This window comes from Pseudoalteromonas sp. KG3 (assembly GCF_030436385.1).
Taxonomy (GTDB): Bacteria; Pseudomonadota; Gammaproteobacteria; order Enterobacterales; family Alteromonadaceae; genus Pseudoalteromonas; species Pseudoalteromonas prydzensis.
The window spans coordinates 467471-479500 of the sequence record NZ_CP098523.1 but is presented as its reverse complement, the minus strand read 5'-3'; the positions used below and the strand labels follow the sequence as shown (position 1 = coordinate 479500).

At 39.4% G+C, this 12030-nt stretch carries 8 protein-coding genes; 2 read left to right on the top strand and 6 right to left on the bottom strand.

Translation table 11 applies throughout. From position 1 onward, the window contains the following. Positions 1-362: 362 nt before the first annotated feature. The 5 genes from NDQ71_RS02400 to NDQ71_RS02380 form a co-directional block, all read right to left on the bottom strand. A complete protein-coding gene (locus NDQ71_RS02400) occupies positions 363-1118 on the bottom strand; it encodes a hypothetical protein (protein ID WP_301562180.1) in 756 nt (251 codons plus the stop codon). A gap of 287 nt (positions 1119-1405) precedes the next feature. After that, positions 1406-4465, bottom strand: coding sequence for a hybrid sensor histidine kinase/response regulator (locus NDQ71_RS02395; RefSeq protein WP_301562179.1), 3060 nt, complete (start codon positions 4463-4465; stop codon positions 1406-1408). Between the two features lie 138 nt (positions 4466-4603). Then, on the bottom strand, positions 4604-5812 hold the full coding sequence (locus tag NDQ71_RS02390) for an ABC transporter permease subunit (protein WP_301562643.1): 1209 nt from the start codon (positions 5810-5812) through the stop codon (positions 4604-4606). After that, on the bottom strand, positions 5805-6593 hold the full coding sequence (locus tag NDQ71_RS02385; RefSeq protein WP_064666172.1) for an ATP-binding cassette domain-containing protein: 789 nt from the start codon (positions 6591-6593) through the stop codon (positions 5805-5807). The genes NDQ71_RS02390 and NDQ71_RS02385 overlap by 8 nt, the downstream gene beginning before the upstream one ends. Next, entirely contained in the window at positions 6590-7399 is an 810-nt protein-coding gene (locus NDQ71_RS02380) for a DUF3025 domain-containing protein (RefSeq protein WP_192540977.1), read from the bottom strand. The genes NDQ71_RS02385 and NDQ71_RS02380 overlap by 4 nt, the downstream gene beginning before the upstream one ends. A 108-nt stretch (positions 7400-7507) precedes the next feature. On the opposite strand from NDQ71_RS02380, the gene NDQ71_RS02375 reads away from it, so the two are divergent. Next, the gene (locus tag NDQ71_RS02375; RefSeq protein WP_301562178.1) at positions 7508-9142 is read left to right on the top strand and encodes a M28 family metallopeptidase; all 1635 of its coding nucleotides are present in this window, start codon (positions 7508-7510) and stop codon (positions 9140-9142) included. 60 nt (positions 9143-9202) lie between these two features. After that, entirely contained in the window at positions 9203-10375 is a 1173-nt protein-coding gene (locus NDQ71_RS02370) for a putative manganese transporter (RefSeq protein ID WP_192540979.1), read from the top strand. 57 nt (positions 10376-10432) lie between these two features. On the opposite strand, the gene NDQ71_RS02365 is transcribed toward NDQ71_RS02370, so the two are convergent. Then, on the bottom strand, positions 10433-12028 hold the full coding sequence (locus NDQ71_RS02365) for a dihydrolipoyllysine-residue acetyltransferase (RefSeq protein WP_192540980.1): 1596 nt from the start codon (positions 12026-12028) through the stop codon (positions 10433-10435). Positions 12029-12030: the final 2 nt, after the last annotated feature.

Here is a 12030-nt window from a genome sequence, read left to right as displayed (position 1 = left end):
ATATATTGGGTTAATAGGGTTTTCATCTTCTTTGGATAGATCAAATAATGATGTCTTGAATGTGATAATGAATTGTATCTACCTTTCATTAACTCTTACATAAGTACATAAGCTGTCTAGCTAATTACTTTAATCTGATGATTTTGAACAAAGAGTTGTTAAATAGTAAAGCATGAGATAAAGAGATAATATCAAAAAACCAAGAGCTATTAGAGAAGTAACTAAGACAAAAAGTTGAGTGTTAACCCGTAATAAAAGTAAGCCCTGCTAGGTATATTTACAAATTACCAATGTAAGGGGAACAAATTAACAGCCATCCAGTAAGTGTGAATAGAAAACACAGCGTTTGCTAGAGTATACAATTAAGCATTTATGACCTTAAACATGCGGTTATTTACATCTATGCAAACAGATAGTAAGTCCTGAACCTCATGTATGTCATACAAAGCTTCAGGGTGTTGTGTGGGATTCCTAAAAGAAACCCGAATATTATCTAAATGATTATTAAGGGCAATATAGTTTTTTGTTTTACCCTTCACTCGCAGATCTTGCACTATAGGACCCCACATCCTAGATTTAATTCTATTTTGTTTAACCATAGACTCATAGTAAAAACGAAGGTTTGCCTCAGTAGCACGAAGAATGTGAAACGCAGCAGCAGTTGCTCGCTCAAATGCAATACACTTTCCGGCCTCAATAAAATCAACTTTTGCTATATCATGAAATTTTGCAAACATTTCAGGAGCAAATAGTCCATTAATATCATTGAGTAATTTATCAACATCATATCTTTTAGGAGTAATAATGAATGCTTCTAATCCTTGAATTTCAGCATCTAGAGTAAAACGTATCTGATTCATGATCTGCGCAAGTTCATGAGCAAGATTGTTTGATAAATTAACTTCTTCAGTTTCTTCGAGCTTTCTCATAAAATCTTTGAGCGGCCTGGATGCTCTTTTTGTAACAGGCAGGTTTATTGCATCTAAATGATCAAAGAACCATTTTATATTTTCATAAATAAACATTTCCCCTCGGATAGACCAACCCTCTTTTGCATCTTGAAGAAAACGCATCGTTGTACCAAAAAAATAGTATTGTGATACTTCTTGATTAATCATAACTTTCCGTAAAATATATGTATAACACTTCAATATTTGCGAGACGCTGTGTGCTGTATATTAGCTTACTGGAGAGAGCACGAGGCTTGTCGTATCTAAGCTCTCCCTGCATTGGTCAGCGTTTATTATATATCCATTAAACCTAAAGCTTAACAGTTAAGCAATTAAATTTTTCTCACTCATAATCGTGACTAGTCTGACCAGTAAAATACTTAACGATCTGATTTAATAAAGTCAGCCTAGCTGTATTGTACTACTGAAGTTATTTATCACAGTTGCCTTTTCGTCTATAGGTCGCGGTTTAACCACATAATTAGTTTATTTTTTAAAGTGTCAGGCTTTATTGGCTTAGTTATATAGTCGTTCATCCCTGCTGAAATACAGCGCTCTCTATCTCCTGCCATTGCACTTGCGGTCATAGCAATGATCGGCACGTGTTTATAAATTCCACCAGCTTGCCCTTTTCGAATCGCAGCCGTTGTGTCGTAGCCATTTAAGTTTGGCATTTGACAATCCATTAAAATTAGATCAAACGGTGTTGTTTGTTCTATTTTTAATGTTTCAAGCGCCTCTTGGCCATCAGTAGCACAGGTGATCACAACTGCGGTACTTTTTAAGATTGCCTTTGCAACTTCTAAGTTGATCATATTGTCATCAACAAGCAATACGTTGAATTGTGATAAATTTAACTGAGCTTCATCGATTTGCGATTGCTTTTGCGCTGGTAATAAAAAACTATTATTAGCACCAAAAATATTGGCTAATTTAAAACTAAATTGATCTTGAGTGAGTGGTTTATTGAGTACGTGGCAGTTTTCTGCAAAGGTGGCTTTAACTTCTTTGCTGAGCAATAAATCTCTTAAAATCAGTATGTATTTTTTGTTTAGTTGATCACACAGCGCTATTAATGATTCTAGCTCAGGGTGCTCATTATCAATCACGAGTAAATCGACGTTAAGCTCATGATGCTTTAAAAGATAATCAAAGCGCTGAATATTATTAGCTTTGACGTTACAATTTTTCACTAATAAATTGCTTACGTTATTAAACACACTGTCTTTAGCTATCAAAACGCCAACATGTATATCTGTGCTTAATTCTATTGCCGTGTTTAGTTTTTTCTCTGCTGCAACATGTAATTCTACCAATGCGGTAAAACAACTCCCTTTGCCTTTTTCACTTGTTACTGTGATGTCTCCGCCCATTAATTGAGCAAGCTTTCGACAAATTGATAAGCCTAACCCTGTACCACCAAAATGACGGGTGGTACTGGTATCTTCTTGGGTGAATACATCAAATAACTTATCTAGGTTAGCGGCTTCAATACCAATACCGGTGTCGGTTATCGCGAAGCTCATTATTAATTTATCGTCCGTTAAATAATTACAATCTAAGCTTAAACTCACTTCTCCTTTATGAGTAAACTTAAATGCATTGTTTAACAGGTTAGTTAAGATTTGTTTTAGCCTATGACTGTCTCCAACGACCAAGCGATCTATAACTTTGCCAGTATTAAGTATGACTTCTAAACCTTTGCGTTGTCCTTGTAATGCCATTGATGTGATCATGTCACTGCACACTGTAATAATGTCAAAACTATGGTTATCAATATCAAGTTTGCCCGCTTCAATTTTTGAAAAGTCTAAAATATCATTGATGAGTGTCATCAACGAATTAGCACTGTTGTTAGCGAGCTTTAAATAATGTTGTTGCTCCTCGTTTAAGGAGTCATCTCGAAGCATGTCTAACATGCCTAACACACCATTCATAGGTGTGCGTATTTCATGGGAAATATTAGCGACAAAGTCGCTTTTGGCTTGGCTTGCTGCCAGTGCATCCTCTATCGCGGTTTCCAATTCAATGGTACGTTGGGCTACCTTTTGTTCAAATGAATCGTTGAGCTTTTTAAGCTCAACTTGCGTTTGCTTGAGTGAATCAATATTCCTCAAAATAGCGGCGACTTGAGTTTGCTGGCTAAATACGTCAAAAACCGCGGTTAGCGTAATAGAGTAATAATGCTCTAGATTATCAGCTGCTATATACATGCCTTCAAAGGGGGCTTTATTGCCATCAACAATTGTCGTAGCAATACAAGATTTATCTTGGTCTTTTAAATGAAAGAGCTCATTAAAAACGATTTTCTCACCAATTAAGTTAAAACTGGCTTTTGCAGTTTGATTTGCATTACAGATCACGCCATCGGCTTTTACAGTCACAATTGCATCGAGTGAGTTTTCAATAATTTTATTATTCTGCTCTTTTAGTGAATGTAACTCTAATTTACGGTTTATATAGCGTTGGTATAACCATACCAAAACAAGTAAAGCTGAAAAAAAGCCAATTACAACAAGCATGAAATTATCTCTGCGTTGTGTAACTTCTTTTAGTAAATAGTCTGTATCGATTGCTACCACTAATTTAAGGGGGTGCATTGCAACATCCCCCGCTAATGTAATTTCTCTACTTAGGTAATAGTGTGCAGGCAGATCAGTTAATGGTAATGCCGTGTATTCACTCATCAGCTGAGTCGTTGAAAACTCATCATGCCAATTATTTGTTTGGCCAAATTCAAATGCGAATCTCAGTTTAGGATTAGGATGATATAGAAACTGATCATTATGATTCAATAAGTACAGATTGATACCTACCGGTGTGTTAAAGGTTAAACTGTTAATGAGTTCCTCAGCGAAGTAATTGGTAACCAAAACACCAAACACCTGCCCTTCGCTATCAAAAACAGGCTTTGCAACACGATACATACTGACGTAAGGGAGCTGCATTTCGCCATTTTCGCGATTATAATTAATGGGAGAAATATACACCGTGTTGTTATCAAGTTTACTGGCCGCTTTTACGTAATCACGTTGGCCCTTTTTTTGTAATTGTGGCCCCGTTAAGCGTTTAATACCTTGCTCAGTTCTATCGATACGAACTATTTCTTGGCCTTGCTCAGCCAACATTATATAACGCGACTGCGCTAAATAGCTGTCAGTTTGCATAAAGCCACTAAAAATCTCAGCTAAACGTGTTTGCCAAACCGCTATTGGTGTTTTTAATACAGGATCAACCAAGTCATTCTCTGCTGCGCGTATAATACCTGTTACGGGTGGCGTGACATTAAAAAAATGAATCGCAGCAATGCTGTGTTGCAAGTGCCCTCGCAATGCTTGGCTTTTGGTATCTAATTCTTCTTGTAAATTAGCGTATGCTAATTGGTATGCGTCTTTTCTACTTTTTAACTCAAAAAAGTACAATGTGGGGATCAATAAAATACAAAAAACGAGCAGTGCAATCAGAAATACTTTATTACCACTTACGAAACGGTTAACTGGACTATTATTTGGCATTGAACACGTTCTACAGTCTATTATCTGAACCACAGTATAGGTAACTTACAACGATATTTCTCATGCTTGTTAAAATAAAAATGGCGGATATGCCGCCATTTTAAATTAGTTAGTTTTGAGTGTGCTATTTAAATCAGCTTACCTAAACAGTACTGCTTCTTTATTAAACCATTTAACACAAAATGCCAGTAATGCACCGGCAACAATCACTGTGGCTAAGAAGATCAAACCTAGCAAGGTGTAATCAATGGTGCCTTTAATAATTTCTTTTATTGCCAGTGCCACATTAGTAACGGGAATAAACGCTGTTTTGGCATTCAGCTCTACGTTAGGTAATAGTGCAACGATAATGGGAAAGATAACCCCCATGCTCAACGGTGTCATGTAGTTTTGTGCTTCTTTAAAGGTACGTGCATAAATAGAAATGGCTAAAGCAAGTGATGAGAATATTGCAGCAACGGGAAGTAAGATAATAAAGATTAACGCAAGATCTAACACGCGTAATGAGCTAAATGCAGTTTTAACCACGGCAAGATCAACAAAAGTGATCGCTATGCTGATCCAAATCCCCATACTAAGCACCGTAATTGTTGTAGTTGCAATGGATGCCGCAAGTAAGGTTACAAATTTACCTAATACCAGTTGTGTACGGGTAATAGGGGTAAGTAGTAGCGTCTCTAATGTGCCACGCTCTTTTTCACCAGCACCCAAATCGATTGCTGGGTAAGTTGCGCCCATCAGCACCAATGGAATAAGCAAATAAGGTATAAAGCCCCCTATTTTCTCGCCTAGGTTTTCTCGTTTATCGGCCGTATCAACTTTAACAACTTTTATCGGTGCTATGATTGCTTGCTGTTGTTGCTCATTAATACCGTAACTAAGTAGCTTTTCGGTTCGCAAATTATTGCCAAATTCTTCAGCTAATTCTTTTACACGGTCAAATAAAAAGTTGATCGCTTTAGAATCGTTGTAAACCACTTGCCACTGACTTTGCTGCGCTTCATCTAGGGTTTGTTTAGCATCCGAAGGCAAGTAAATTCCCATATCTATGATGCCTGCTTTTACTGCCTCAGTGAGCTCTGCAACGCTGGTAAAAGTTTGCTCGCCTTTATAGAGTTCAAAACTTTTATGGTAAAACACTTTATCAGTGAACGACTGCGCATACTGGCCATTAATAATGGCATAGGTATTTACTTTTTGCTCTGCTTCAAGGGCTGCTTGAGAGCTTATAAATGCCATAACAGCGAATAACAGAGGAAAGATAGCAACTGGCAATGCAACAATAAAAATCAAGGTCTTTTTATCACGCAATAACTCTTTTATTTCCTTTTTAAATACTTCAAACATCATTTTTCTCCGTTAGAATGTTCATAAATGCTTGATTCAATTCGTCGCTCTTGCCTACTTTTTTAAATTCCTCAAGACTGCCATCAAAACAACTTATGCCTTCGTTGATCACTGCAACGCGGTCACATAATAAGGCCACTTCATCTAAATGATGGGTTGAAAAGATAACCGGCGTACCTTGCGCTTTTAATCCTTTGATAAAGTTGATCACCGTTTGTGTGGTCATGATATCAAGCCCTGTGGTTGGCTCATCAAGCACAACCACTGCCGGATGATGCACTACGGCACGGGCAATATTGGCTTTTTGTTTCATCCCGGTTGATAGGTTTTCTGCGCGCTTGTCAATAAAGCTGTGCATATCGAGTAAATCAAATAGCTCCTCGCAGCGCGATTTTATCGCCGTTTTGCTCATACCGTGCAGTTTAGCAAAATATTCAATGTTCTCTTTTACTGTTAAACGGCCATATAGCCCTGTACTACCCGATAAAAAGCCAATAGATTTGCGGCCAAATAATGGCTTTTTAATAATGTCTTCACCCGCAATGTGAATACTGCCAGCATCTGGCTTTAGGGCTGTGGAGATCATTCTTAAAGTCGTGGTTTTACCTGCACCATTTGGCCCGAGTAAACCCAATACTTCACCTTTATTACAATGAAAATTGACATCTCGCACTGAGTGAAAAAAATCTTTATCTTCTCTAGGATCGATTTTATCTTGTTTATTTTTTTTATGATCTTTGGTCAGCTTAAACTTCTTTTTAAGCCCTGATACTTCTATCATATTCGTGTCCTTCGTTTCGGTCTAAAGTAATCCGTATTACTATAGAATTCGGGGTTATTATTGTCATACCAGCCCGGTACGCCTAATAAGGGTAACGGTGACAGCTGGCTGTTGTCCCTTAAACAGTTATCATGCTTAATCATCTCATAAAGAGTTTGATCAATATACTGGTACTGCTGTGCTAAATCTTTACAAAATATGTCACTCGGTACTTTTACAAATAACGCTTTACCCGTTAAACCAATATAGGGCTTTGTTAGCATTTCATAATTAGCATGGCCAAACATAAATGGCGCAATGGTTTTGCCCCATGAAGCTCTGTGGGTAATAAAAGCGTCTTGCCATTGGTGATTTTTAAGTAGCTGTGGCCAAATATCATCACACACCGCAAGTACCACCCCACATTCATCAAATAAGGTCAGTGCATTACGGTGTTTAGAGCGTTGCTTTGTGCCGTGCAAGGTGATCTCTTCAACATGACGTTGGTTGATTAATGCTTTGGTTTTAGGAAATAAACACCAGCTCAAGCCACCAAATAGGTCATGCCAATTTTGCTGGCGGGTAGGCACTTTACCGGTATCAAAAATGATTTGCTCATAATAGCGTTCTTCTTCAGTGAAATAGGCATCGTCAACGAAACTAATGACTTGTTGATTAGCGTTTTTAGCATCAAGAAAGCTTGAAAACCATGCACACGCTGGCCAGTCAGTTAGACTGTTCAAAGAAAATAATCTATTTAAGTGGTTAAATGCGCCATTTTCTAAGCTGGCGCTATGCCATTGTTCGTGAGGAGTAAAACGCTTCATGAGTATCTTTAGCTTTACAGTAATTTTAGGGGGAGTTTACCGCAAAAACTGGTTCTATTTAATAGAAGTTCTTATACTCTGCCCACTTAAAACAAAAAAAGAGCGACTATGAAACGTTATTTTTCTCTTACACTCCTTGCAACTGCGGTACTTGCGGGATGTGCAACAACAAGTCTTACCTCTGATGATGTTAGCAAAGATTATGATTCAATAAATGCCGAACAACTCGCTGAGCATGTAAAAGTGCTGGCATCGGATGAGTTTGGTGGCCGCGCGCCTTCTTCTAAAGGTGAAGAGCTGACACTGGCCTACCTGACAACTGAATTTAAAAAACTGGGTTTTGAGCCAGGCAACGGCGATAGCTTTTTACAAGAAGTGCCGTTGGTTTCGCTAGAAGCTGATTCAGATATGGTGCTTAATATTGGTGGTAAAGCGTACCAATATAAAACAGACATGGTAATGGGCAGCAGCCGTATTAGTGAACAACAAAGCATTAAAGATTCTGAGTTGGTGTTTGTTGGTTATGGTGTCAATGCACCTGAATACAACTGGAACGATTACGAAGGCTTAGATGTTAAGGGTAAAACAGTCGTTATGCTGGTTAATGATCCTGGTTTTGCAACTAAAGATCCTGCCTTATTTACTGGCGATGCAATGACCTACTATGGACGCTGGACCTACAAATACGAAGAAGCAAGCCGTCAAGGTGCAGCAGGTGCCATTATTATTCATGAGACAGCACCAGCGTCATACCCTTGGTCTGTTGTAGAAAATTCATGGAGTGGCGAGCAGTTTGGTTTTCAAAAAGAAAACAATAATATGGACAGAGTTGCAGTTGAAGGTTGGGTAACCACAGACGTTGCCAAAGAGCTTTTCACTAAAGTCGGTTTGGACTTTGATACCGCAAAAGCCAATGCTTCGAAAGGAGCCTACCATGTTGATATGGGCGATTTAACAGCGTCAGTTGCGGTTAAAAACACCATTAAAAAGTCTATTTCGTATAATTTTATCGCCACCTTACCTGGTAGTGAAAAAGCCGATGAACATATTATTTATTCAGCACACTGGGATCACCTAGGCACAGATAAAAACCGCAAAGGTGACCAAATATACAATGGCGCTCATGATAACGCGACAGGCACCGCTGGGTTAATCGAAGTTGCCGAAGCCTTTGCAAGTTTACCTAAGCACCCTAGCCGTTCGATGACCTTTTTAGCTGTAACAGCTGAGGAGCAAGGCTTATTAGGGTCTAAATATTATGCTGCAAACCCGGTGATCCCAGCAAATAAAACAGTTGCGAATATCAATATGGACAGCCTAAATTTATTAGGCAAAGTTAAAGACATTAGTGTTGTTGGTCTTGGTAAATCTGAAATGGACACGCTATTAGAAGCTGCAGCTAAAGCACAAGGGCGCACTGTATCAGGCGATCCTAAGCCGTCATCTGGAGGCTACTACCGCTCTGATCACTTTGCGTTTGCCAATATGGGCATTCCAGCTATGTATGCAGGTGGTGGCACCGAAGCGCTCGATGAAGACACGGCTAATTATCGTAAACGCATGAGCTTAGTGCTACGTGGTTGTTACCATCAGCCATGCGATAGATACCGTGATGAGTGGGATTTATCCGGCGCTGTGCAAGACTTACAATTGTTTTACCAAGTAGGTTTTGACATTTCTGAGCAAGCTCAGTGGCCTAAATGGAACGAAAATTCTGAATTTCAAAGAAAACAACGCAAATGATATTGATTTTCATTTGATTTAATTTTAAAGTGCAACTTAGATTATTTTTAGGTTGCACTTATGCCCCCTCTTACACTCACCAAATTTAGTTTTGCAATTTCTTCGCAAGTTATTCTTAGTAATAAGCGACTTTTACTACCGATATTGCTACTACTGTGTTTAGCTTATCCACCGATAAGATCGCTCACATTAACCGCAATGAGCGATGCATTTTTTCAAGTCAGTGTATTTGTCGCTGCGACTTTGTTTCTTTACTACTGTGCAATTGATCGTTTACCACAATTAGAATTGGGTACTTTAAGTCAAAAATCACCACTATTGGAAGTAAGCTTTGCCTCACTGCTCGGTGCACTGCCCGGCTGTGGTGGTGCGATTATTGTAGTGACACAATTTACCAAAGGACAAGCCAGCTTTGGCTCTGTGGTTGCGGTGTTAACAGCGACTATGGGAGATGCTGCATTTTTATTATTAGCGACCAAACCACTTGAAGGACTACTTATCATTCTTATTGGCCTAAGTGTCGGTGTCATTAGTGGCAGCGTAGTAAATGCTTTCCATAACGCTGATCACCTTCGACCTGCAAAAAACAACTACACAGATGACTGCTACAACCGCCCAAGTAAAGCGCTGATAATGAGTAAATCTATTTGGCAAGTTGTGTTGATCCCGAGCGTGATTATTGCGGTGCTGATAGCGATTAATACTGATTTCAGTAGCTTCGATGCTGTGCTGGCAGACGCCATTACAGTGTTTGGCGCTTGTATGGCATTTATCGCTGTCGCAACGTGGGCATTATCATCTAAAGGGCAAAGCTACCAAGACGTTGCCTCTGAGGAAGAGACCATTACGCCGCCTTCAAAGCTCTATAAAGTTTTGCAAGATACCCATTTTGTCACAGCTTGGGTGGTTGCATCTTTTATGTTGTTTGAGATCTTAATTACTTTTGCAGGAGTGGATTTAAAAGCCTGGTTTGCCCATTATGCGTATTTAGCCCCTTTAATTGCGGTGTTGATTGGTTTTTTACCTGGCTGTGGTCCGCAAATAGTCGTCACCACACTTTATATTCAAGGGATCATACCTTTTAGCGCCTTAGCTGCTAATGCGATATCGAATGATGGTGATGCATTATTCCCGGCGATAGCGATGGCACCGCGTGCTGCATTGGTCGCGACTATTTATTCAGCTGTGCCGGCAATACTTGTAGGTTATGGCTTGTATTTCTATGGCATTTAAATTTGTGACCATAAAAAACCAGCATTAAGCTGGTTTTAAAATAGGTAACGTTTAAAGTTAACTCATTGCCATCATCATTTTGGCTGGGTTCTCTAAGTACGACTTCCACAAGTTATTAAAACGTGCAATCGTGCCGCCATCAATCACGCGATGATCACCAGACCAACTGACTTGCATTATAGCCTTACTAACAACCTGACCTTGCTCATCAAAACGCGGTAAATGCTGTAACTTACCTAAGGCAACAATTGCCACTTCTGGCTTATTAATAATTGGCGTTGCGATGGTGCCACCAATTGCGCCAATATTAGAAATACTAATAGTACCGGCTTTTAAATCATCCGGTGTTACGCGCCCTTCTCTTGCAGCATCCGTTAGTCGCGTTACTTCATTAGCAACATCAACAATACTTTTTAACTGGCATTGTTTGATGTTAGGCACTAATAAGCCAATTTTTGAATCGACTGCCATACCTATATTGTGATCGGCAAAATAGGTAAGTTCAGTACAGTCATCATTTACTTTTGAATTTAATACCGGGAACTCTTTCATCGCAAGCGATAAGGCCTTGATGAAAAATGGCATCATGGTTAACTTAACACCTTGTTGCTTATACTGCTCTTTCAATTCAGAACGTAGAGCAATAAGCGCAGTTAAATCAATTTCGTCACAAAATGTAAAATGTGGGATTGTACTAACTGAAGCAACCATTTGTTTAGCCATCGCAGCTTTAATGCCTTTAATTGGCTCAACCCGTGTGTTACTTGTCGTGTTAGTCGCAGTCTTTGCAACATCAGAGTTAACTTGTAATGGCGATGTATCAATGCTGTTTGGTACTTCACCTTTTACAAAACGTTCAATGTCTTCTTTATAGATACGACCATTTTTACCACTACCTGGCACTGTGGTTAAGTCAACATCCAGTTCTCGCGCTTTGCGTCGAACCGCTGGTGAAGCCACTGCTTTTTGATTTACTTGTTTTGCCTGCTGAGCCGTGCCTGAAGTTGCACAAGCTGCTTGCTCACTCACTGCGCTTTTAGGTTCTACGGCTTTTGTTTGTGCTTTAACAAGGGCATCACTGACATCAACTTTTGCTGAATTAGTACCTGCAATCGACATTTGAAAAAGCGGGCTGTGTACTTGAGCCACCTCCCCTTTTGCATAATAAAGCTTGACCACAGTGCCTGTATATTTGGCGGGAATTTGCACCAAGGCTTTATCTGTCATTACATCACAAACAGCCTGATCTTCTTCAATCACATCGCCTTCACTGACTAGCCATTCAACAATTTCACACTCGACAATGCCTTCACCGATATCTGGTAAAATAAAGTCTTCAAGTTGCTCTGAATTGTTGCTGGTAGTTACTGTTTCGTTAGGCGTTGATTGTTGCTCTGGCTCTGCGCTCGCTTCACCTGCCACATCCATTGCAAAAAGCGGCGCATGGACTAAGGCAATATCACCTTTAGCATAATATAGTTTGGTGATCACCCCATCATGTACTGCTGGAATTTGCACTAGCGCTTTATCAGTCATTACATCACAAATAGGTTGATCTTCAGTAACCTTGTCACCTTCCGCAACCAGCCATTCAACCACTTCGCATTCAACAATGCCTTCACCGATATCCGGTAAAATAAAATCTTTTGCCATGA

What these genes read in the sequence shown, in the direction of transcription:
- NDQ71_RS02400 (WP_301562180.1), bottom strand. Translation starts at nt 1,118, where the DNA reads ATGATTAATCAAGAAGTATCACAATACTATTTTTTTGGTACAACGATG.
- NDQ71_RS02395 (WP_301562179.1), bottom strand. Translation starts at nt 4,465, where the DNA reads ATGCCAAATAATAGTCCAGTTAACCGTTTCGTAAGTGGTAATAAAGTA.
- NDQ71_RS02390 (WP_301562643.1), bottom strand. Translation starts at nt 5,812, where the DNA reads ATGTTTGAAGTATTTAAAAAGGAAATAAAAGAGTTATTGCGTGATAAA.
- NDQ71_RS02385 (WP_064666172.1), bottom strand. Translation starts at nt 6,593, where the DNA reads ATGATAGAAGTATCAGGGCTTAAAAAGAAGTTTAAGCTGACCAAAGAT.
- NDQ71_RS02380 (WP_192540977.1), bottom strand. Translation starts at nt 7,399, where the DNA reads ATGAAGCGTTTTACTCCTCACGAACAATGGCATAGCGCCAGCTTAGAA.
- NDQ71_RS02375 (WP_301562178.1), top strand. Translation starts at nt 7,508, where the DNA reads ATGAAACGTTATTTTTCTCTTACACTCCTTGCAACTGCGGTACTTGCG.
- NDQ71_RS02370 (WP_192540979.1), top strand. Translation starts at nt 9,203, where the DNA reads ATGCCCCCTCTTACACTCACCAAATTTAGTTTTGCAATTTCTTCGCAA.
- NDQ71_RS02365 (WP_192540980.1), bottom strand. Translation starts at nt 12,028, where the DNA reads ATGGCAAAAGATTTTATTTTACCGGATATCGGTGAAGGCATTGTTGAA.